Genomic DNA, 23,761 nt, shown 5'->3' with positions numbered 1-23,761 from the left:
TAGATTCGGTCTTACCCCTTTAGCGAGCCTCATGATTTAGATTAGATCCTGTAATCATTTATTCTGTCTTACTAATTTAATAAGATCATTTTTTATGCTTTTATATTTTCGCAAAAAAATCAAAGCGCTGCTGAGTCATCAGCGTTGGATTGGCCGGACCGTGATCATTCAAGCGATCTTCGTACAATTCAATTTTTATTATTTTGACATCATGCGGTATCTCGTAGATTTCATCTTTCGTATAGTTATAGCCCTCCACATTTACATTTTCTTTACCGGGCTTTCTTTGAAGTTCAACAAAATAGCGCAGCGTGATGGCATTTCCAAGCTGTTTTCCTTTTTCAAATCGAATTTTCCTGATCCTGTTGATGTGATGTCCACTCGAATAAATATTTCCCTGTATCCGAAATTTGAGCTTTTCAGCAGTTTTGGAAAGCATAAAAATTTGGTACGGAAGCCGCTTTGTAACTCTACTACGGCTTGTGAAAGTATATGTTGTACCAGTTTCAGGATTCACTTTTATCATTCGTTTTGGTTCAGTTTGAATAGCAGAAACCTGCAATCTCTGCGTATTGATTTTACAGCCGGTCAGTGCTACAAAGGAAATTAAAATCGTGAACTGTTTCATGCCGCTATTTTTAATTATGCAAATCAAAAATAGTGAAAGGTACCCTATTAAAATATCCCTGAAAATAACGATTTTGTGATTTTGGCTTAAAATTGATCATTGATTTTTAGGCGGTTAATTAAGCCGAATTCAATCAACAAAATAAGAACCGAAGGGGTCTCCAGATCGTGATGAATCGGAGAATAAGACACTGTTATGCAAATGAAAAATTCATGGTATTAAAAACCGGCATTAATCCATTTATTTGTTACAGTCGGGAAGCTAATACGATAAAAAAAACATTCAGCTGCACAGAAAAACTATTAGAAGCCGAACTTTAACAGCAGGCATTTCTTCACTTATTGACAAAAACGCACCTAAGGTTGCTTTATATAAAATACACGCATTGTTTCCAATATTTTTGTATAATAGCTATATTTTAAAAAAATAGCTAGGTAATGTTATCTATCGAATATTATTTCAAAACATATTTTCTACAGCTCTGTACATTTGCCTTTCCATGGGTCAACTCGGAGGAAATAGCTAAGGATATTGTACAAGATGCTTTTATTGTCCTGATGGATAGACCGGAGCTGTTGGAGAAGGGAGAACCTGTTATCAAAAGCTTTCTCTACACCTCAGTAAAAAATATGGCAATGAATGCCAAACGGCGAGATAGAGTATTTGATAAGATACGGGACGCCATCACCATAACGGAGTCTGACAATAGGAATATCTTGGACGATCTTATCAATGCCGAACTGATTGGTGCATTATATCGTGAACTCGATCAATTGCCTGAGGGCTGTCAGCGGATCTGCCGTTTAATCTATTTGGATGGTATGAAATATGATGAGGTCGCACAGGAATTGGATATTTCCGTCAACACCGTAAAAACTCAGCGTATGCGTGCAATAAACCTTTTGAAAACCAAATTCTTGAATTTAGTATTGAACTTTCTTTTATTTTAAGAATCATTCGTCCCCCTATTTTTAAAAAAAATATTTTTTTTCATTCAGAGTCACCCTTTTTGATTCCCCAAGTTATTTAGTTATTGAATTATGATAGAAACCGATAAAATAGTATTGGCTCAATTAGCTTCATCACTCCTGAAAGACGGACAACTACCTGCTGCACAAGAGAATGAACTAATACGTTTGCTGGAAAAATATCCCGATGCAAAGGATAGTTTGCGCAATCGGCTTGCCCATACAGATATTCATGTTCCATTTGATTTACGTACCACTGACTTGGATCAGGAGTGGGAAATTTTAAAAGCCAAATACAATGAACGAGAAACTGCTCGAAATTATCGTCGGTTTAATGGAAACTGGAAAACGGCTACCGGAATTGCTGCCACGCTATTATTGCTCTTTACTTTTGTCTGGATCTGGAAATCTTATTTAAAACCTGTCAATTATCTTATTCCGGACAAGGTCTACGGACAAAAAAATGATGTTCTTCCCGGAGAAAACGGTGCTATCCTCAAGATTAAAGGAGCAGACGAAATTAACTTAGTGAATAAACAAGTTGACGGAAATCTTCCTCAGGGGATTGAATTAAAAAATGGTAAATTGCTGTACTCACGGCTCAAAACTGAAGAGTCTAATCCGATACACACGTTAATTGTGCCCAAGAGATCTACTATAGCACTAACACTAAGTGATGGTACACGGGTATGGGTGAATTCGGAATCGGAATTGACCTATAATGCCAATTTCGAGAAAAATCAACGAAAAGTAAGATTAAAGGGTGAAGCCTATTTTGAAGTTGCCAAGGACACAAAACGTCCATTCGTGGTAGAAGCCAATGACCTTAGTATCCAAGCTATAGGAACAGCCTTTGACATCAATTCCTATAAACCTAACGCAAAAGTTTTACTAACAGAGGGACGACTAAAAGTCAATGGACAGAAAAAAGAGATTTTTATAGATGCCGGAAATGGAGTAAAAATGATTAACAGTCAATTGGTGGCCTTTCCGATACCAGATATGGAAGAGGCTACGGCATGGAGGGATGGTTATTTCTATTTCGAAAATAAGAGTATGCAACAGATTCTAGATGAGTTGAGTCGATGGTATGGTATCAAAATTGACTCCAACGTTTCATTGGACAAAAGACGTTACAAAGGTGGAATAAAAAGAGATGTGACGCTTGCAGAGGTCTGTAATCTACTGAAAGACCTGACCGGTTATCAGTTGACAATCGACAAAGAAAAATTAATCGTTAATAAACTGGCCGACAAAAATAAATAAACTATCTAACCAAGAAAAGGAGGGCTTAAAATATGTAAGAAAATAAATACCTAAATATTGTATGAAAAAGAATGCAGAAGTACTCCAATACTCCTGCATCTGATTGAATTAACAACTGATCGTAAACTATTAATTCTCTACCAAATTATGAATAATTTATTTTATTCAAAAGGAATTCTTTGTCCTATAGATAAGGGAAAATTTTTGAACAATCTAATCAAAATGAAACTGACAGGAATATTATTGGCAACATCCATGATGGGTGCCTACGCTTCAAGCTCTGCTCAGATTACACTGCACGCCAAAAATGCCAAAATCGAAACCGTCCTCAAAAACATCACCAAACAGACAGGGGTGCGTTTTATCTTTATGGAGGGCTTACTGAACAACGAAAAAGCAAATCTTGATATAACAGATGCAACCCTGAATAAAACACTTGATCAGCTCTTTAAAAATAGTGCCTTTTATTACATGGTACATCGTGGCACCGTTGTCATAAAAAGGAAACAGGACGATGCCCCTGATGATCGGTCAGGCAGCGAAATCCTATATCAGCAACGATCCATTAGAGGGAAAATACATGACACAAAAGGGAATCTATTAAGTGCAGTCAGCATTTTGCTCAAAGGGACAAACATAGGAACTTCGACAAATGCCAGGGGTGAATTTCAGCTTTCCCTTCCAGACGGGAATAAGGGCACATTGATCTTCAGCGCCGTGGGCTTTAAACAGCTTGAACTCCCCATCAACAACAAAACTGAGCTCAATATCGTCATGGACAACGACGAAGTCGGGCTTGAGGAAGTTGTGGTGGTCGGGTTTTCAGAGGTCGATAAAAAGCACCTGGCTTCCTCCGTATCCCAAATGGATATGGAAAAAGTAAAAAATCGGCCCATTTATAAAATGCAGGATGCTTTTTCGGGAACAATTCCCGGTGTTACGATGATGCGGGGGAATAGTCTTCCCGGCAGTGTCCCAGGTACGATTTCTATTCGTGGTATCAGCACTTTACAAAACGCCGATCCTCTGGTCATCGTAGATGGAATGGAACAGAGTATTCACGATATCGATCCTAACCAGGTAAAAAGTATTACCGTACTTAAAGATGCAGCTTCAGCGTCTATGTATGGCTCACGTGGCGCCAATGGCGTTATTATCATCGAAACAGAACGTGGGCAAACTGGCCAATTCAAGGTTTTTACAAACAACTGGTATGCCATAAACAAACCGATAGATCTTCCAGAATTTGTAGGGGCAGTTGATTTTATGAAATTGCGAAACGAAACACTGATCCAACAAGGACAACCTGCGATCTATTCGGATGAAACAATTGAACAATATGCCAGCGGAAAAATAAAAGAGGTCAATTGGCTGGACGAAGTAATGGAACGAACTTCCACAGCAATTAACAACAACGCCAGTATTTCCGGTGGTGGCGGCGTGGGAACCTTCAACCTTATGTTGGGCCATATTAAGGAAAATGGACTTAATAACATTGAGGGAACACAAAAATTTTCGGCGCGCTTCAATACCAACATCAATATTGCTGATAAATTCGTCCTCATGGCTGACTTCTATGCCCATCGCTTGCAAGTAGACCGTCTCATGGCAAACGACGATGGTCACGGACTCTATCAACAAGCTTGGCGCCTGAATTCAACACAACAGATTTATTATGATGCTGACAGACCTGAGCCTTTCATTCTCCATAACAACATTAACCCTATCGCTTCGATTAAACATGGGGGAACCAAAAACTATATGCATGACCGCAGTACCATTAATCTTCGCCCTAAATACAATATCAACAGCAATCTAAATATTGAAGGAAACGTGTCATACATGATCAACAAATCTGCTGACAAACAAAAGCGATTAACCTACAAATTCTTTGATGAAAAAGGGGCTCCGATCACCATATGGGGAAATGATGTGAATGCTTCACAAGGAGTAAGTGAGAGCCAGCTGACTGCACGGGCATTGGTAAATTATAACAAAGAGCTACGTCAGGATAAAGACAAAATCTACCTCACTGCCGGTTCTGAGATCATGAGCTATACCTTCACCGATTTTAGAGAAATTAGCAAGGCTTCTTTTTTTGGTAAACTGAATTATTCATTTGACAACCGTTATATATTTGAATTAACAGGTCGATCGGATGGAAGCAGTAAATTTGCACCGGGCCGTCGCTGGGGATTCTTTCCATCGGGAGCTTTTGCCTGGAATTTACATAATGAACGCTTTTTCAAACCTATTCTCGAATCCGAGGCGATCAGCAATATTAAGATTCGTGCGTCGTACGGGTTGATTGGTAATGAAAATGTAGCGCCTTATTTATGGCAGGAATCTGTCAATACCTGGGGATGGACGATGCGCGTCCCTAATTCTAATTTTTCCTGGGAGAAACAAAAACAATGGAATCTTGGCCTCGATATGAATGCGCTCAAAAATAGACTTTCTCTTACAGCAGAGGTATACCATAAGAATTCGTATGATTTAATCTACGATCAATTTGCTGTCCCGCCGCTAACGGGTTCATATACCTTAGTATCCGCAGTAAATATTGGTGCGGTAGAGAACGATGGCTGGGAAGTCTCGGTAAACTGGTCTGACAAGAAAGATGATTTCTCCTATAAAGTCGGTGCCATGCTATTTAACAATCGTAACCGCATACTTAAGGCTGGCTATAATGAAAATGACCGCTTGATTTTCAAAGGCAACAATGACCAGATATGGTATAAAGGGATCCCGATCAATAACTATTACGGTTTTCAATCAAATGGTTATTTTCAGAGTCAACAAGAAATTGATGAAACCGCAGCGAAAATGCCCAATTCTAGGCCTGGTGATATCCGCTATGTAGACCAAAATCAAGATGGTTTAATCAATGACAATGACCGCGTTTATCTCGCGGATCCACTTCCCTATTACAATTACGCCATCAATATGGACCTGCATTATAAACGCTGGGATTTTTCAGCGCTAGGGCAAGGTGTGGGCAAAAGAACTGGCCGACTAGCCGGTCAGGAAGCTTATCCTGTTTATGTCGATGGAAACAGTAATGACCTGGGTGCACCACGTGTTGAATATGTTGCCGACCATTGGAGCCCAGAGAATCCAAATAGCCGCTTCCCGCGCCTCTGGACAGGCTCGACGCCCAATACCCTTTTGAGTAATGTATGGCTCAGCAATGCGGCCTTTTTTCGTGTTAAATCACTTCAACTCGGCTACACTTTTCCGTCCATTGGCAAAAGTGTTAAAAACTTACGGATTTATGTAAACGCGCAGGATGTATTTACCATAACAAAGTGGGAAGGTCTGGACCCTGAGCGGATCGGCAGCGGTAATGGAAATTATCCGCGGATGGCAACATACAGTTTTGGAATAAGTGCGAGTATTTTTTAATATCATAACAATGAAAAAGAAAATTATTACCCTGATAATAGCTTTGGCAACCCTCAGTAGCTGCGAAAAATTTCTTGATAAACGAGATCCAACAGCAACTTCTTTTGATGAGTTTTTTAACACAGAGGAAGATTTGCGTCGCGTCGTCTACAGCAGTTATTTGGATGCTTTTATGGGGCCCGGTGAACGCCGCCTTCTCTTTTACATGACTGAAGGTCGTTCCGACAATGCTTATGCCCGAATTGAGACAGATCACCACATGATTATCGCCAACGGCAATATGACCAGTAACTCTGCATTAGCTGTTTATTACTGGAATTTACACAATCAGCATATAGGACGCATTAACACCTACCTGGCAAATGTTGATGTACCCTATGTCGAAAATGAATCTACGCGGCAACGGTATAAAGCAATTCTCGAAGGTTTGCGCATCTGGCATTACTTCAGGATTACAGAATTCTGGGGTAACGTCCCCTTTGTGCTCACTCCTGTCAAACTGGAGGAAGCAACCCCGCCGGTGACACCTAAAGCCGAAATCCTTAACAAGCTCTTTGAAATGAGTGAAGATGTTGCCAATAGACTTCCAGAAAATGAAGGTACCACAAACGCATATATGTTCAACAAGTATTCCTTTAAAACATTGGTCATGCGCTACGCACTCTATAATGGAAGGTACGAACTAGCGGCAAGACTTGCCAAGGAGATTATGGATAGCGGAAAGTATCAACTACATCCCCAATACGCCAATTTATTTAATTATCAAGCAGATAAAACCAACAAAGAATTTATTATCAAGTTTGATATGGAGAGCCATAACAATTCAGCAACGGCATCATTTCAGCATCTGGCTCCACAATACCGAACCGGAAATGGCCAATCCTATGTTGTCCCATTAAAAGCGCTCGTGGATAGTTATTGGACGTTACAGGGCCGACCAATTGATAAATGTCCGCTACATACCAAACAAGAATATGAACTTAATCCAAAATTAAACCGTGACCCACGGTATGAAGCCAGTGTATTTGGTCATGGCGATCTCTTCAATAATGAAAAAATAGATATCTATGATGAAAAAAGTGCTTTTTATTATCAAAACCTACGTAGCAGTAGATCGGGATACTGGTTCAAGAAATTTGTGGACCAAGCCGACGCGTTTCGCACCGGCGGAAATATGCATTTTCCCTTGGCCCGCTATGCCGAAGTCCTGTTAACCTATGCCGAAGCAAAGATCATGTTGAATGATATAGATGAACTTTCTAAAAGTTGTATCAACCAGATTCGTAAAAGAGCCGGACTCGATATGACCGTTGCTGATGTCAATTTAACGGAAAAATCACAACAGGAATGGATAGCCCTCATCCGCAACGAAAGGAGAACGGAATTTGCTGGCGAAGGATTACGTTATAGCGATATCTTGCGATGGAAAACAGCAGAAACAGTCCTTAATCAACCCGCTCTCGGTCATATGCGTCTGAATGGTGGTGGACAATCCGAAATACTCAAAATTGAGGACAGAAAGTTCTTAAACCATCAGTACTTGTGGCCGTTTCACGAAAGTAGTTTTCAGGTGGAGCCCAACTTGGTGCAAAACCCAGGTTATTAACCAAATACAACGGCATTCTTTTGTCCGATATTGCGAAAGCAGCATTCCTTATGGAATGTCGCTTTCGCATTTTTCTTTTTCCCAACAGGACTTTTGGTAGGAATAGCCAACTTAAGCGAAAAGAGGGACATTTCCGACAAATGGCAAAAAGCATAACACCCTTATATCCGCAAAATAGCAACTACTTTTTCAAAACGACCATGATTGCTTACTGAAGCTGAAAATAGTTCTTTTCCTCCCGCTAAAGCAATATATGGAAAGCCAAGATTGTCTTTGACAATTTCATTTTTTTCGATCTCAATAACGTAGTCCAGATGGCTAAAAACGCTAACGGCTATGGTATGTATAAAATCAGGTGCAAAAATCGTTTCAGTATAGTAAGTATTCGCTTCACAAACAACCCGGCCACAAGCATTACTGTTCGACTGCCGGGATATCGTACAAACCAGTTCTTTAGGCATGTACTTCCGCATCTTGGTTTCTCTGTTCCATATCTTATAAGCAGCCTCTTTCATACTCCATAAGAGCCATAGCGTAGTCTCGGGATCGGAACTATTTGCTATTAACAATTGTTCATCAGCACCAAATAATTTCGGAATAAATCCCCTACGTTGCCAATTACTGTCTTTGCGGGATTGCACCAGATCGATGACGTCGTTACCAATCATTTCATTTGCAGTTTGCTTTCTATAATATCGATAGCTGCCTTTATATTGAGCATACGTTCCATATCAGGATTGTCAATAACAATATCAAATTTCTCCTCAATATCCAATACGATATCAACCAGATTGGCAGAATTGATCTGGAGGTCCCGAATGAAATCAGTATTCTCGCTAAGGTTCCCAAAAGCGTCATCATTTGCAGTATATGGTGCTATGATAGGCCTTAATACTGCTATTAGTTCTTCTCTGTTCATCGACTTAATTATTAAATTTTTTAAATATTAGGCAGGCATTTACATCACCAAAGCCAAAACTGGCTTTGGCTACAATATTAGGTATCAAGCGGATTGTTTTCAGAGGTACTTTCAGCGGATCTATAAGAGCAGCAATATCGGGATGTAGGTCATTACAGTTGCTATTGCCAAACAAGAATCCTTCGTACAGCTGCAATACTGTAGCGACACTTTCAATACTACCCGCCGCGCTGAGGCAATGTCCGATCAAGCCTTTGAGCGAATTGATGTAAGGAAAGTTTTTCCCGCTACGTTCAAGCGCCTTGGTCCAATTTTCTATCTCAAGGGCATCCTTGGCTGTTGCAGTAAGATGCCCGTTGATGGCATCAATATCCATAGCAGAAATGCCCGTATTTTTAAGCGCATCGATGATGCATCGTTGCACAGCATCGCTGTTTGGAGCAGTCATGCTCCCCATTCCACGTTGACCTCCTGAATTTACCTGGCCTCCGAGCAATTCTGCATAGATCCTTACCCCACGCGACAAGGCGCTTTCCAAATCTTCCAATAGTAAAGCCCCCGCTCCACTACCGGGGACAAATCCTCCGGCGGTTGCACTCATTGGCCGGGCCCCTTGTTGTGGATGTTCATTATATTGAGAGCTACAAACCCGCAAAGCATCGAAACCCGCCCAGATATAAGGACCACTATCTCCTGTACTTCCTGCTACCATCCGTTTTGCTCTTCCCGAACAAATGCGGTCAAAGGCCATCAGAATGGCTTCCGTACCCGTAGCACAAGCAGATGAATTGGTTGTTACTTGATTTCCAAGGCCGAGTTTTCCTCCCAGGTATGCACTAACTCCACTGTTCATCGTCTGTGCCACTACTGTACTCCCTAGCCTCCGTGTTTGCAGATCGTCTACTTTATAAATGCTCTCACGAAATTTATCTATACCTGAGGTACCTGAGCCAAAAACAGTTCCACTATCCCAATCCGGTCCAGAAGTAATATCTATTGGTAGCTCTGCGTCTGCCCATGCTTGCATACCAGCAATGACGCCATACAATATTCCGGTACTATTAAATCCTCTCAGTTCCAAATCTGTAAAATACTGTCTTTTGAGATCTTCAGATATCGTTGGTGTTCCCGCTATCTGACAAGAGAATTTTAGCTTTTCGAGTAGAGGATCATGCCTTATACCCGAGAGTCCATTTTTTATGGCCGTTGAGAAGGCGTCTACTCCTACTCCGTTTGGAGCAACTACCCCTAGTCCTGTTATTACAACTCTATTCATATCCCTTTCGTCATCATACCTGACAAAGTCCCTTTACAAACCTCCTGTCCGGCTTCGTTTTTCATTCTGACAGCGCACTTGAGCTTACCAAACCTAAAATATATTTTATCCGAAATAACAGTAACCTTTTCTTTAGGATAGACTGGTTTTAAGAACTGTATTTCACTTGAGGTCAATCCCATCGCAGTCCCATTGTTTAAATCAATACCGAGCAAATAAATTCCAAAGCAGGCCAGGCCTATCTGAGCCATCACTTCGGTCAAAATAACACCCGGAGTAATTGGATTACCGTAAAAATGCCCTTTGTAAAAATCCAGATTTTCATCGAATGTATAAGTTCCTATAATACCTTCTTCATCTACATGCACTAATTCATCCACAAATAAAAATGGTTCCCTATAAGGCAAGTGCACAATAATATCATTCAGATCCATCGATTTATTTTTTGAAAGTTACCATTGTAATAAAACTCGCTGCGCTGAGAAACCCGGGCCAAAACTCAACATTAACCCTAGTTCTCCAGCCTGCGGGTTACGTTCCATAATACGTTCGAGAACATAGAGAACCGTAGCACTTGACATATTCCCATACTGGGCCAGAACGGCTTTGGTATCTGTAATATCTTTCCCAAACTCCGCAAAAATCTGCTCTATTGTCGCGACAATCTTTTTACCTCCAGGATGAAAAATCATATATTTAATGTCTTTGATTTCTAAACTATTCTTCTGCAAAAATGGATGTATGACTGCATCAAAATGCGATGCGATCACATTAGGGACCTCAACATCCAATATCATCTGCATACCGTCATTTGTTAGCTTGAAGCCCATAATATCCTCAGCATCATAAAAATGGTACATCTGTTGGTCAAGTATCACAGGTCCTCGATCTGCTTCATGAGATGAAAGTAAACAGCAGGCGGCCCCATCTCCAAATATCGCAGCGCTAACTATATTGGACATTGAAAAGTCTGACAGCTGAAAGGTTGCTGTGGGCGCTTCTACGGCGATTACAGCTGCACGTTTTCCGGGATTGGCCCGTAAGAAATTTTTGGCGTAAATAATACCGGAAACTCCAGCAACACATCCCATTTCAGTAACTGGCAGCCTGACAATATCCTGTCGGAGTTTCATCTTGTTGATAAGATATGCATCCAAAGAGGGTATCATAATTCCTGTACAGCTGACGGTGATGATATAATCCAGAGACTGGGGAGTCCACCCTACCTTCTCGAGCGCCTTGCAGAGTGCTTTCTCACCTAACACTATCGCTTCCCGCATGTAAATATTATTTTTCTGCTCAAATGATGTTGCTGTAAAAACCTCGTTCGGATCCATAATAGCATACCTTCTATCCACAGCCGAACCCTCAAAAAGTTTCTTTACTTTTTTTATGAATCGTTGCTCCTGGCCATTGAGCCATATATCCAATAGCGGAAGTATTTCCGCAGTTGTACTGGAATATTTGGGAAGTTGCTTAGCAACACTTATTATTTTAACGTTCATATATTGGAAATTATCCATTGGTAACGAAATGCCCATTTCCACTGGATCATATAATTTTTCAAATGCAATTGTTTGGAGAATTCCTCAAACTCATCTTTCTTAAAGCCACGTAATATTGAAATAAGTCCATCCTCCTTCGTCATCTTGTTTAACTTAAAAACAACACAAATAGTTTGAAAAAGTCGATAGGCAATTTTGCTCCGCTGCAAATCGTTGATTACTATCCCTATGTTTGAAATTTTGACTAGGATATTTATTAAGTTTATGATCTGATTATTATCAAAATGATGTAACGTAAGAGTACATAACGCAATGTCAAACTTTGACATTTCAAAATTCTTATCAAACACATCACAACACAAATATGAAATATTGGGATAATCTTTTGATAAAACCTGAGCATAGCTAACAGTGAATGGATTGGCATCTATTCCCACTATTTTAAGATCTATATTATTGATATAACCAAAATCGCTCAACATACGTAACATCTCACCATTACCGCAGCCGATGTCGACAATGCTTAGTGCTTTGGTTATATCGGCTTTTAATAACAATGTCCGGACACCATCCAAAGTAATCTTGTTGCCCCCCAAAAAATGATTTATTTTCGATATTTCGTCCAATGTAATACGGAGTTCATCACCTTCAAGTGAAAAATCGTCCATAACTTCTTCTTTATCTGTTCTAAATTTTGTATTTATCCCCATTTTATTTGCTTCATATTTCCGTGAGTTCGTTTGATTATCCATGTCAACACTGCGGGAAAAAGTGCAGCAATCCTCATTAGGACCCTGACACCAACTTTATATCGTAGTACTTTTGCTAAAATTCTCCCGAAAAATAGACGTATTGCAAAATTTTTTCGCCATTGGTTGATGTAACGTTTTTCCAGCCCTTTACGTGAGGTTATTTTGCCCGCACAATAATCCACAATAAGTTCAGAAGCTATTTTTGCACTGTGTATTGCCATAGCCATTCCATTACCACAAAACGGGTGAATTAAACTCGCCGCATCGCCGATCATCAGGATATGATCTTCTACCACCTTTTTTTGTTCAAATGAAATCTGGCTAATGGTCAGCGGTTTATCAAAAAGTAAAGTATTGTGATCAAAAAAATATTTGAGCTGGCTATTCTTAGACAAGACATTCTTCTGATGATCAACGACATTTTTATATTTTTTAAAGATCTCTACATCTGTCAGATAACATAAATTTATCGTGTTATGCTCGACTTTTGAAATACCGCAGTATCCACCCGGAAAATTATGCAGTGCAATTTGGCCGTCCGGAAAATCACCTGAATAATGTGCTTTAACCGCCATCCATTTCGATGTCCTTTTCATGAAATCACGAGCCAAAACCTGATCAATATTGGAACGTTTTCCAAAGGCACCAAGAACAATCTTTGCTCTCAAAACCTGATCTTGAATTGAAACTTCAAATATATCGTCACTAAAAGATATTCCTGAAACGCTGGCGATTACAATCGCACACCCATTTGCTTTTGCTTTGTGGTATAAGAAATCGTCCAAACAATACCGACTTACGCCGATACCGCCCAAGGGCAATCTGACCTGAGCTGACTTTCCATTTTGCGCCGTGAATTTAAGATGTTGAATATGGGTAGGATGCAATTCATTTATATTTACATTAAGCCAGCACAAATAGGGTAAAATTTCGTTAGAAAGGTATTCTCCGCACACTTTATGGTGAGGATAACTGTGCTTTTCGATTAATGTCACTTTTAATCCTTGCCTGGTCAGATGCAATGCACTCGTGAGCCCGGCGAGACCGCCACCGATAATTATCACATCAGGATTTACTGCCATACATCACGATCCGCTTTACGTTGGTAGCCTTTAACATATCATCTTCATAAGTCATACATAGTCTCTAATTGGCCGCCCCATTTTGATTCAAAAAAATTACGCTAAAATAAGCCTGCTCAACAGGTTAGCTCACAAGACTTTTTATTAATCTGGTTTATGAAAAGTTTCTTTGATAACAGCTATGGCCATAAATAGTTTTGATCTTGCTGCAAATAGAAAACTGAGGGCTCCCCCCTTATCGAACAGAACTTTAACTGAATTGCCTATGGACTTTTTAGAAATCTTTGTTCGTTTTCAACAAATAAACCATCAAGAAAAAGGTATCTGTCCCTGAGTTTCTCTGGAGATGCCTGCGCTTCGATATTGAGGTCAAGTATATTCATCACCTTGTCTGTTGCTGTAGTTTTTGGCCACACAGCAAGATTTTTCCCATTCGGATTACCAGTCTTAATAAAATTGATGAAGTAGCGCTGTCCCAGTAGTGAAGCTTTGTAGTCATCCTTCGTCCAGTCAAAAACATCATTGCTCTTCAGATTTCCCAATAGATATTCAATATCACTAGCATGGAACGCTCCCGGGAGGACCGGTGGCAGATTCTCTTTGTGTGCAGTGGTAGATTTTTTTCTTATCCCACCAGCAAGCCCTGTCTCCACATTGTTATAAGCTGCTTTCATCGGTGGCCGTGCTTTGCTAAAGGTGTAGACATAAACAGGTTGGCCGCTGTTTATTCGTTGCAAATCAAGCCACTTCCATGTACTGTAAACAATGAAATTATCACTAGCTAGCGCAGTCGCCGATTTGATGACTTCACCTTCTGTTTTACCGGGATACAATTTGAGTACTTCTTCAGCTTTGGTGCCGAACTGCTCGCGTACTACGTTTTCATAATTGACCGATGATGGATAAGACTTTCCTGTGAAGGCGGTATAAGGAGCCTCTGTAGACGTCCAGCCCGCAAGTAGCGGAACTTTAGACTGCTCTCCTGCGCCAAATATCTCCAACGGTGATTTGGGTAGAAAATAACCATCGATGATCAGACGTGTCATAAAGGCGCCGGGCTCACTGGCCCGGTCAAGTAGTTCTGCGGCAGGAATTTTACGTAATTGGCCGAGGTTGTCGGCATTGATTTTGGCAGCAAATGCAACACCTTGCTGTTCTTGCTCCCCAAGGGAGATGGTACCATATCTTAAATTAAAGACACTTCCGCTCTGACCGATAGCACGCTTAAATAGTCCTTTAGAAAGCGGACTGCTCATCTGGGCGGAAACAGACATGCTTCCTGCCGATTCGCCACCTATAGTAACCTCATCTGGATTTCCTCCAAAGGCAGCTATATTCTTTTTAACCCATTCTAATGCTGCATATTGATCTAGGAGACCATAGTTTCCTGATGCATTTTTTGCTGACTCTCGGGTTAGTTCGGGATGTGCAAAGAAACCAAAGATACCCAAACGGTAATTGACGGTAACGACAATAATACCTTCTTTGGCAAAACTTTCTCCGTCGTAACGATTTTCTGAGCCATCACCGGCATTGAAGCCGCCACCATAAAAATAAACTAAAACAGGAAGTTTACCAGAACCCTCCGTCTTTGGTCGCCATATATTCAGGTAGAGGCAATCTTCACTTATACCCGGAGAACGAAATCTCATATCCCCATAGATCGGTTTCTGCATTGGTGAATTTCCAAAGCGATCTACCTTGCGAACCCCTGTCCAATGATCGGCAGGTTGAGGTTCTTTCCATCGTAAATTGCCAACAGGTGGTTTTGCAAAAGGAATTCCACGAAATGCCTGCACTCCGCTGGATAACGTAATTCCCTCCATTAGCCCTTCTTCAACCTTTACTTGAGGCTGTTGAGCAGAAACAAATGATATAATCAAGAACGCGGCAACGGTAAAAAAAGTCTTTATCATAATAATGTTCGCTTAGCTTATGCTTTAGTATTCGTTCAGTTAAAATACTAAAATAAAATTAAACAAACAGGTCTTCGATATTTTACACAGGACTGCGCCAATGGAGCAAACTCTTGCTTGGAGGCATTGGCCAAATTATGAAATCAAATGTCTCTATTTTATCTGGCACCGTCATTCCATAATCTTTCAATGATCTCATCTTGGCTATATTCAACATAATTTCCCTATTTATCTTTTTGTCTTTGAAAAAGTCTTCAATCAAAAGTCTAAAAGTTTTAACGATAGAAAAACGCATCTTCATCCCCTTTTAGCCCACTTATATGTGACCAAGAAGCGCGGTAGGTGGATAACCAAAATGTTTCTTGAATGCGTAAGAAAAATGAGACAGGTTCTCAAATCCAGTTTCATAACAAACTTCGATCGGCCGTTTTTGCGTTTCCTTTAGCTGATAATATGCCCGTTCAAGCCGCTTTTTGGTCAACCAACGTTGCGGTGTCATATTAAATATTTTATTAAAATCCCGTTTGAAAGTTGTCAGACTTCTACCACTAAGCGAACTAAATTTTTCCAGAGGTAAATTAAACATAAAATTTTTTTCCATAAACTCCTCCAGTGCGATCTTATAAGGTTCTTCAAAATTTGCCAATATCGGATCAATATCGTTATCTATCGTGCGCAAGATACTGATGGCTTCTGTAATCTTTATGGTGGCAATATCGTCTGGGAATCGATCCTTCAGATCAAAATATGGTATAAGAGATACCAAACAACTTTGCAGAAAAGGATGTTGATGAAAACTGATAATTTTATCCATTACTCTTTTTTGTTTAACTTCTTTATGCTGATAAAAATGTCGAAGCCGCTCAATGGAAAGATGCATCGCTACCGCCTTATGAGGATGACCGTCTTTCGGCGTATTGATAATAGTAGCTAAATGATTTCTGGGTATTAAAAAGGCACTCCCAGCTCCAAGTAGCATCGTTCGATCTGCTAAAATAATTTTCGTTTCTCCAGAGATCAGCCATACAAGCAAATGATCACTAAACGCTGCCTCTGTTTTAAACCGCTTCCCTTCATAGCAAGAAAGCTTGATTTCTGGTGTGATATAGTTTACGTGATAATCCATAATGCTTGTATGACTCAAATTTACAAATATCATTTGAGGTTAAATGTAATACCTGTTAATTCCTCAGTTACGCTCCACAAACGCTTTGCGCTATCCCTATCCAATGAATATGGTTTTACTCCCCCGATACTTGAAACATCGGTATCCAAAGAGGATACCTCAACATTATTACAGTATACACCACTAAGGGCATTGAGTAATGGACTTGTGGCACACCAGATTGTCGTTGCAGCTCCCTGTGGTATGGTTTTTAACAATTTAGCTACTTCAGGTAGTAAGTTACCCTCAATATCAGTATAACCTAATTTTTGAAATAGATCGTTAGGTGCTTCCCTCGCCAGTTCAGTATCACCAACAGCACCTGGACACAAAGAATAAGCGTTCACATTAAACGGCTTTGCTCTGCCAGCCAACTCTAGCGAGAATAGATTAACAGCAGTTTTGGACTGACCATATCCTAAGAGTGTTTCGTATTCCCGTTTTTTAAAGTTCGGATCCTCAAAATTAAAATCCGAAAACTGATGCCCACCTGAAGATACGTTGACTACACGGGCTCCATTTGCCTGTTTAAGTGCAGTCCAAAGTCTAGCTGTTAATTGAAACTGTGCCAAATAATTGGTCGCAAGTTGGGATTCAATACCACGACTATCCCATCGAAGTGGTACCCACATGATCCCAGCATTGTTGATTAGCAGATGAAGTGGCCGCCCAGACAGGATAAATTTCTCAGCAAAAGCATCAATAGATGCAGGATCCATTAAGTCCATCGCCTCAATTTCAATATTAGCGACACCATTCAGATTGCGTTTTGCCTTTTCCACATCTCTTGCTGGCACGATAACAGTTGCTCCAGCCTCTGCAAGCGTTTTGGTTGTTTCTAGGCCTATGCCTGTATTTCCTCCGGTTACAATGGCTATTTTTCCAGTGAGATCAATACCTTGAATGACATCTCTTGATGTGGAAGCGGCATTGAACCCCGACCCGATCGGATACTGTAATGCACCTTGATAATTGTTACGTTTCATCTTTTTATATTTTATATTCTTGATGAAGCAAAGATATGTATGGTATCTCTCCTTGACTTTGTTTAAACGTCCTAAGTTGTTTTGTTCAAAAGACCAAATTCGTACAATCTCCGTAGCGATCATATACACAAAACTTTATTTAACGTCTAACCAAACAAGAAAAGAGCGTACCCAATTATAGAATACGCTCCTCTTGCAAGCTACAGGAACCATAATATAAATAGGATTATTTAACCATGGGCTGCTACAGCAACTTCATTCCATTCTTGCCAAAGTTTTAATTTCTGATCGTACTGTTGTTTTACAAATGGTAGTGCTACTTTTCCGAGTAACAATCGTAGGGGCGGGTTTTCAGTCTCAACAAGTTTGATGATCGCAGAAGCAGTAGCTTCCACCTGACCAAAGGAAGTTTCAGCAGTAGCAACTGCCCTTCTCAAACCATCGTAAACCGGAATAGGTTTTGTATTCATCCCCGTATGCCAGATATTTGAAGCATAGCCATTGGGTTCAATTAAGGTCACGTGGATTCCAAATTCCTTCACTTCAGAAGCAAGCGTTTCGCTAAGACCCTCAAGCGCAAATTTGGACGCATTGTAAAGCCCCATTGTCGGTAAGGTTGCCAAACCCAGTATCGAAGAAACCTGAATGATATGGCCACTTTTTTGATTTCTCATGATTGGCAGCACTGCCTGAGTAAGCCATAGTGTTCCAAAAAAATTTGTTTCAAATTGTGCTCTTGCCTCCTGTTGGCTCGTTTCCTCCACTGCTCCGATCAACGCATACCCCGCATTATTGATTAGAATATCTATTGAACCAAAATTCTGGTACACCTGCTGTACCACTGCCAAGGACTCTTCACGTTTATCCACATCCAACTTTAGTGTCAGCAAGGCATCTCCATACCTTTCTTTGAGATCATCCAACGCTGATATACTTCGTGCTGTAGCCGCAACCTTGTATCCCTTTGTTAAAAATGCTTCCGCCCAGACTCTGCCAAATCCTTTTGACGCTCCGGTAATTAATACTGTTTTTGACATGGTTTTTATTTTATGATTTATCATTATTTTAAAATGACCGATCGGTCATATATTAAACAAAAAAAATTTATGTACTATATTCCTCTATTAAATTTTTAAGTGTCTTAACAATGGCTTTCATGCTATCATTATGACCGGATACACGCGACATCAGATGACCACCTTCAAGCATAGCAAATACAGCTATTGCAAAATCCGCGGGATTCAATTCGGCTTTAAGTTCCTCATCCGCTATCGCTTTCTTTATAATTTCTGAAAGCAACTGCTGCGCTTGCTTAATGACGAGCAGCACTTTTTGTCGTATTATTGGATTTGTATCATCAACCTCGGTTCCAAAATTCAATATAGGGCAGCCTCCTGCAACAGGTGGCCGATTAGGATCGCTAAAAAAATCTATGTAGGTCAATAATTTCTCCTTATAGCTTTTGCTTTTTTCCAAAACCTTCCCAAGTTTGTCCTGTAATAGATCCATGTTATAGTCCACAGCAGCACATGCCAAAACATCTTTATTCTCAAAATGCACATACATGCTTCCTTTGGACAGTTGGGTAGCTTCCATAATGTCACTCATTGAAGTAGCCGCAATACCCTTTGTATTAAAAATCGGTGCTGCCCGTTCAATGATAAACTGTTTAGTTTCTTCGCCCTTAGTCATTAGAAAATTTATTTGTTGAACAAATTTATGACCGATTGGTCATAAAAACAAGAGTACTCTTTATTAAAAATGCCGTATCTATTCGGAAATGACACAATACCAACAAAAGGGAAAAAAAATGTAAATTCATAAAGCAATAACATGAAATACCATTTTACCGATTAATGATGGAAATTATTGATCTTTCAACAAGATAGAAAATGGTCTTCATCCTAAATTAACAAGAATTTTACTTCTTGAAGGAAAAGTATCATCGAGAAGATGATACCTGATAAAATAACGAATTTTAAAATTTAGTATAATGGCAATGAAACTATCGTTAAAAGCAGAAAATATAATGGCACAAATTGGTGGCAAGCAAGCGAAACTTGGCGATTTGCGCAAAATTGCCAACAGCATAAAAACAGATCATAAACTGGCTTTAGAACTTTGGTCAACTAAGCAATATTTTCCGCGACAATTAGCGATATTAATCATGGACAAAAAATTGCTTTCCCAAGAAGTTATAGATAAATTAGACGATGACATTCAACAACATACAGAAGATGAAAAGTTGCAACTCATAGATTGGCTAATGGCAAACCAGCTCGCCAAAGACAAAAAGACTATCGCGCTGATGCAAAGTTGGGAAAATAGCCAATCCAAGCTTCAAAGACGTACGTTTTGGTATTATCAAGCCCGTTTGCGTTGGGTAGGACAAATACCTCCTCCAAATAGTGACGAGTTGCTTTCTAAAATTGAGGATCAAATTGAAAAAGAAGTTCCAGAAGTACAATGGGCAATGAATTTCACTGCTGCTCAAATCGGAATCTTCCAAGAAATATATCGTGAGCGATGTATAAGGATCGGCGAACAAACCGGGCTTTTTAAAGACGAAATGGTTGCTAAAAATTGTACGCCAAACTATCTACCAAAATTCATTGCAATTCAAGTCGCAAAACTCGGTAAATAAAAGTCCGAATCTGTCTGATGTATTAAATTATCTGATGCATTATAGTAAAAGAACTCCCACAATCAAAAAGCCATTTTTCAATTAAAATAAGCCCCTGTAAGGTCATGATTTAGATTCAAACACAGTTTCGGAAGAGAATATTACAATTGCCACCGAATTGCCAATTACTCTTCCTACCTTTGTTTTCAAATTAAACACATATGCCAAAAGAAACAAAAGCGGGACTTTATCAAGGAACCATAGAAAAAGATGCAAATGGAAATTACTTTTGTGGCCCTTATCTATTGGATTATCAAACCGTAGAAGCTTATTTTAAATTGGGAGATCGCGTCAGCTTAAAAAGTATTATCAAAAATACAAGCCGCATGAGTATGGAAACTTATCCTCAAAAATCAATTAAGTTTTCATTCGCAACCGAAAATCATGACAATGATTAGCACAATATGGGCCAAAGCTTCAATAAAGACCTTATATTGAATACAATTCACCTGTTTTCATCTGCTCTTAAGACAGTGTCCACGAAAACAGGTGAATAAAATAACCTAAACTCGTTTTCTGTAAAAACGTTCCCTCTTGATAGAAATAATTGGATTTGCTCCGGTACCTTCCAGGCGAAATGATCCAGCTCATATACGTTGGAGATATAGATCACGTGGATCGCCGATCATTCTGTTTACCTTAGTATATACACAAAAAAGGAGACAAACATGGCAAATACAATGAAAGCCGCACGTTGGTATGCTGCTAAAGATATCAGGGTAGAATCAACAGAAATCCCTGAGCCCAAGGCTGGTCAGGTTAAAATAGCTGTCCATTTTGCCGGAATATGTGGATCTGACTTACACGAGTATGTACATGGCCCACAGTTAATCCCGGTAGATCAACCTTACCCACTAAACGGACACCAAGGTATCACTACGCTCGGACACGAGTTTTCGGGTGTCGTGGAGGCTGTGGGTGAAGGTGTACAACATGTAAAAGCCGGTGACCGCGTGGTCGTGGAGCCGATTTTTAAAAACTTTGATAGTCCCTTTATTGCAAATGGCGCATATAATTTATCCGAACCCTTAGGGTTTATCGGGCTATCTAGTAATGGCGGATTTGCTCCGTTTGTTGTCGTTGAAGACTACATGGTACACAAAATACCGGACAGCATGTCTTTTGAAAAGGGCGCATTGGTGGAACCTGCCGCTGTCGCAGTATATGCAGTGCTCCAAAGCGGGCTTAAAATCGGTGAATCCGTATTAGTCTCAGGTGCTGGCCCTATAGGTTTATTATGTGTTCAGGCGGCACTTGCAGCCGGTGCGACAACAGTTATTGTCACAGATATCGCAGACAAACGTCTAGAGAAGGCAAAAGCTATCGGTGCAACACATACCATAAACGCAAAAGACGAAAGGATTCCACAAAAAATTAAGTCCATTACAGGACTTGGTGTAAACGTATTTCTGGATTGTGCTGGCGTACAAGCCTCCTATTCAACTGGAATCAATAGTTTAAAAAATGGTGGGACAGCGGTTTTGGTCGCATTGTTTGGAAAGCCGGTTACCACGAATGCGCTGGATCAGGTGCTGCGGGAAATCACAATTAAGGGTATTATTGCTTATCGTAACATCTTTCCACAAGTTATTGCGCTTATCGATAGTGGGCGTATGCCAGTGGAAAAACTTGTGACACGCAAAATAAGATTAGAAAATATCGTTTCGGAGGGATTTGAAGCTTTGGTTAATGATCCTACTGAAGTCAAGATATTAATTGATATTCAGAAAAATTAGTATCGTCAGTTGGTACTGCAATGGTTCTTTATATCGGAAAAATATGATGATCCATTCATAAAAAATGTTGCCCGAAATATCCCCGGCAACATTTTTTATGAATGAATTTACCACTATATAGACTTACTCATTTTTATTTAACAGCATTGGTCAATGGGAAAATTGCACTTTCAACATGAGCTTTCTCAATCAGTCGACGCAATTCATACACCTTTTTGGGATTACCATTAGCAACATCGTTCTGTTCTTTCGGATCTTGTTTGAGATTATACAATTCTACTGTGGGGTTACCGCTCATTACTTTCTGTAAAATGAGTTTCCAATCTCCTTTTCGCAAGGCTTGACGGCCGCCGTCTTCATGGAATTCCCAATAGAGATAATCATGTTGTTTTTGCTTACCCTTATTGCCCAATAGGCTTGGAAGAAAGGAAATTCCATCCGTATACCGTGGTTTATCAGCTTTTGCAAGTTCGACCATCGTTGGCATAATATCCCAAAAAGCCCCTAGATAATTTGATGTTTTTCCTGCAGCGATCTTACCGGGCCAGTAAGCAATAAATGGTGTTTTGATCCCGCCTTCGTATAGGTCCCGTTTATTCCCACGCAAGCCCCCTGAACTGTTGAAAAAATCAGGATCTGCCCCGCCCTCTTTGTGTGAACCATTATCACTTGTAACAATAATGATGGTATTATCAAGCAATTGGTTTTGACGCAGTTTATCTACAATTTGACCTATATAGGCATCCATACGAGTTACCATGCTTGCATACATCGCATGTGGCTTATCCACACTGGCATAGCCGGCTACTGTCGCTTTGGGGCCATAATTGTTTCCTCTGTGCGGTTTTTCATCAAACTTATCCGCATATTGCTGATAATATTCATCGTCAGGACCGGAGAGTTCTGCATGAGGTAGCACCGTAGGTACAAAGAGAAAAAAAGGTTTGTCCTTATTGGCGTCTATAAAAGCAAGCGTTTTCTCTTGAATTAATGCTGGTGCATACTGACCTTTAGCCAATAACCCGTTACCATCAAGCTCGATTCGCTGTTTATTATGCCAAAGATGGGTTGGGTAATAACGGTGGGATTGGCGTTGGCAATTGTAACCATAAAATTCGTCGAACCCTTTCTGATCCGGAGCCCCTGTGGTATTCACCATGCCTAAACCCCATTTTCCGAAGGCACCTGTCGCATAACCTGCTTTCTGCAATAGCATCGCAAAAGTCTGTACCGAATCCGCCAGCGGTTGTTGCCCCTCGGGTTCGATTTCCTTATTTCCCCTTACGTAGGTATGACCAGTATGCTGTCCCGTCATTAGCGAAGATCGTGATGGGGCGCACACGGAAGTACCCGCATAAAAGTTCTCAAATTTCATTCCCTTGCTGGCCAAGGAATCTATATGCCAGGTCTCAATCTTTTGCTGACCATAGGCACCAAGATCCCCATAACCGAGATCATCCGCCATAATAAAGACAATATTGGGTCTCTTATCCTTACTTTGAGCAAATGTGCCCCCGGTGATAGCTAATAAGAAAACCGTTAACGCTGTTTTATTCATATTATTGATTAATTTTAACTGCTCCGTTGATACACTCACCAAATTAATATAAATTGTCCAAAATCTTTATGGAATTTAGACAAATTCCCCTATCAAATTAAGATTTTAGTCTTTATCACAAAGCCCCTGATACCGCATAGCTATCTTCCAATTAAGGTGTATTCAATAATTTTATCACTGTGTACCATGCATTTTGTAAAAGTGAAGGAGGTTCTTATGTACAAATTGTTGAGAAAGTTTGCAAATACCTGGCCTATAAGATATATACAGAACACGACCGCATCCATAAAAGAAATATTAACCATTTTGG

General features: G+C 40.1%; 21 protein-coding genes. 7 read left to right on the top strand and 14 right to left on the bottom strand.

What is annotated here, in order from left to right; genetic code table 11:
- Window positions 1-100 precede the first annotated feature (100 nt).
- Window positions 101-628, bottom strand: a complete 528-nt coding sequence (locus tag HMAT_RS02050; RefSeq protein ID WP_104381147.1) for a hypothetical protein — start codon at window positions 626-628, stop codon at window positions 101-103.
- 437 nt (window positions 629-1,065) lie between these two features.
- Here HMAT_RS02050 and HMAT_RS02045 point away from each other — a divergent pair, with 437 nt between their 5' ends.
- The 4 genes from HMAT_RS02045 (at window position 1,066) to HMAT_RS02030 (ending at window position 7,873) form a co-directional block, all read left to right on the top strand.
- A complete protein-coding gene (locus HMAT_RS02045) occupies window positions 1,066-1,578 on the top strand; it encodes a sigma-70 family RNA polymerase sigma factor (RefSeq protein ID WP_104381146.1) in 513 nt (170 codons plus the stop codon).
- Between the two features lie 90 nt (window positions 1,579-1,668).
- Entirely contained in the window at window positions 1,669-2,862 is a 1,194-nt protein-coding gene (locus tag HMAT_RS02040; RefSeq protein ID WP_104381145.1) for a FecR family protein, read from the top strand.
- A 147-nt stretch (window positions 2,863-3,009) separates the two neighbouring features.
- Entirely contained in the window at window positions 3,010-6,267 is a 3,258-nt protein-coding gene (locus tag HMAT_RS02035) for a SusC/RagA family TonB-linked outer membrane protein (protein ID WP_199768520.1), read from the top strand.
- Between the two features lie 10 nt (window positions 6,268-6,277).
- On the top strand, window positions 6,278-7,873 hold the full coding sequence (locus tag HMAT_RS02030) for a RagB/SusD family nutrient uptake outer membrane protein (protein WP_104381144.1): 1,596 nt from the start codon (window positions 6,278-6,280) through the stop codon (window positions 7,871-7,873).
- A gap of 161 nt (window positions 7,874-8,034) precedes the next feature.
- Here HMAT_RS02030 and HMAT_RS02025 read toward each other — a convergent pair whose 3' ends face one another.
- The 12 genes from HMAT_RS02025 to HMAT_RS01965 form a co-directional block, all read right to left on the bottom strand.
- Window positions 8,035-8,541, bottom strand: coding sequence for a 4'-phosphopantetheinyl transferase superfamily protein (locus HMAT_RS02025; RefSeq protein ID WP_104381143.1), 507 nt, complete (start codon window positions 8,539-8,541; stop codon window positions 8,035-8,037).
- Window positions 8,538-8,792, bottom strand: a complete 255-nt coding sequence (locus HMAT_RS02020) for an acyl carrier protein (RefSeq protein ID WP_104381142.1) — start codon at window positions 8,790-8,792, stop codon at window positions 8,538-8,540. Before HMAT_RS02020 ends, HMAT_RS02025 begins: the two co-directional genes overlap by 4 nt.
- Window positions 8,793-8,796: 4 nt before the next feature.
- Window positions 8,797-10,068, bottom strand: coding sequence for a beta-ketoacyl synthase (locus tag HMAT_RS02015; RefSeq protein ID WP_104381141.1), 1,272 nt, complete (start codon window positions 10,066-10,068; stop codon window positions 8,797-8,799).
- Window positions 10,065-10,502: a 3-hydroxyacyl-ACP dehydratase FabZ family protein gene (locus HMAT_RS02010; protein WP_104381140.1), complete on the bottom strand. Its 438-nt coding sequence runs from the start codon at window positions 10,500-10,502 to the stop codon at window positions 10,065-10,067. Before HMAT_RS02010 ends, HMAT_RS02015 begins: the two co-directional genes overlap by 4 nt.
- A gap of 18 nt (window positions 10,503-10,520) precedes the next feature.
- On the bottom strand, window positions 10,521-11,573 hold the full coding sequence (locus HMAT_RS02005; protein ID WP_104383262.1) for a type III polyketide synthase: 1,053 nt from the start codon (window positions 11,571-11,573) through the stop codon (window positions 10,521-10,523).
- Window positions 11,570-12,283, bottom strand: a complete 714-nt coding sequence (locus HMAT_RS02000) for a methyltransferase domain-containing protein (protein WP_104383261.1) — start codon at window positions 12,281-12,283, stop codon at window positions 11,570-11,572. Before HMAT_RS02000 ends, HMAT_RS02005 begins: the two co-directional genes overlap by 4 nt.
- Window positions 12,274-13,407, bottom strand: coding sequence for an NAD(P)/FAD-dependent oxidoreductase (locus HMAT_RS01995; protein WP_104381139.1), 1,134 nt, complete (start codon window positions 13,405-13,407; stop codon window positions 12,274-12,276). The genes HMAT_RS02000 and HMAT_RS01995 overlap by 10 nt, the downstream gene beginning before the upstream one ends.
- 263 nt (window positions 13,408-13,670) lie before the next feature.
- Window positions 13,671-15,323, bottom strand: coding sequence for a carboxylesterase/lipase family protein (locus HMAT_RS01990; protein WP_104381138.1), 1,653 nt, complete (start codon window positions 15,321-15,323; stop codon window positions 13,671-13,673).
- A 316-nt stretch (window positions 15,324-15,639) separates the two neighbouring features.
- The gene (locus tag HMAT_RS01980) at window positions 15,640-16,449 is read right to left on the bottom strand and encodes an AraC family transcriptional regulator (RefSeq protein WP_104381136.1); all 810 of its coding nucleotides are present in this window, start codon (window positions 16,447-16,449) and stop codon (window positions 15,640-15,642) included.
- Window positions 16,450-16,478: 29 nt separating this feature from the next.
- Window positions 16,479-17,474 (bottom strand): SDR family NAD(P)-dependent oxidoreductase, encoded by a 996-nt coding sequence (locus tag HMAT_RS01975; protein ID WP_104383260.1) that lies wholly within the window; start codon window positions 17,472-17,474, stop codon window positions 16,479-16,481.
- A 230-nt stretch (window positions 17,475-17,704) separates the two neighbouring features.
- Complete coding sequence (locus HMAT_RS01970) at window positions 17,705-18,511, bottom strand: SDR family NAD(P)-dependent oxidoreductase (RefSeq protein WP_104383259.1); 807 nt, start codon at window positions 18,509-18,511, stop codon at window positions 17,705-17,707.
- A gap of 67 nt (window positions 18,512-18,578) precedes the next feature.
- Window positions 18,579-19,166, bottom strand: coding sequence for a TetR/AcrR family transcriptional regulator (locus HMAT_RS01965; protein ID WP_104381135.1), 588 nt, complete (start codon window positions 19,164-19,166; stop codon window positions 18,579-18,581).
- Between the two features lie 301 nt (window positions 19,167-19,467).
- On the opposite strand from HMAT_RS01965, the gene HMAT_RS01960 reads away from it, so the two are divergent.
- The 3 genes from HMAT_RS01960 (at window position 19,468) to HMAT_RS01950 (ending at window position 21,893) form a co-directional block, all read left to right on the top strand.
- On the top strand, window positions 19,468-20,118 hold the full coding sequence (locus tag HMAT_RS01960) for a DNA alkylation repair protein (protein ID WP_233789084.1): 651 nt from the start codon (window positions 19,468-19,470) through the stop codon (window positions 20,116-20,118).
- A gap of 200 nt (window positions 20,119-20,318) precedes the next feature.
- Window positions 20,319-20,555: a hypothetical protein gene (locus HMAT_RS01955; protein WP_104381134.1), complete on the top strand. Its 237-nt coding sequence runs from the start codon at window positions 20,319-20,321 to the stop codon at window positions 20,553-20,555.
- A 270-nt stretch (window positions 20,556-20,825) separates the two neighbouring features.
- Window positions 20,826-21,893 carry a 2,3-butanediol dehydrogenase gene (locus HMAT_RS01950; protein WP_104381133.1) on the top strand — a complete coding sequence of 356 codons (1,068 nt, stop codon included), beginning with the start codon at window positions 20,826-20,828 and terminating at the stop codon, window positions 21,891-21,893.
- Between the two features lie 133 nt (window positions 21,894-22,026).
- Here HMAT_RS01950 and HMAT_RS01945 read toward each other — a convergent pair whose 3' ends face one another.
- Window positions 22,027-23,451, bottom strand: coding sequence for an arylsulfatase (locus HMAT_RS01945; protein ID WP_104383257.1), 1,425 nt, complete (start codon window positions 23,449-23,451; stop codon window positions 22,027-22,029).
- Between the last annotated feature and the right edge of the window lie 310 nt (window positions 23,452-23,761).

It is taken from the genome of Sphingobacterium sp. HMA12, from assembly GCF_002933815.1.
In the GTDB taxonomy this organism is placed as follows: domain Bacteria; phylum Bacteroidota; class Bacteroidia; order Sphingobacteriales; family Sphingobacteriaceae; genus Sphingobacterium.
Note: the sequence above shows the minus strand (reverse complement) of the source record. Positions and strands in the feature narration are given on the sequence as shown.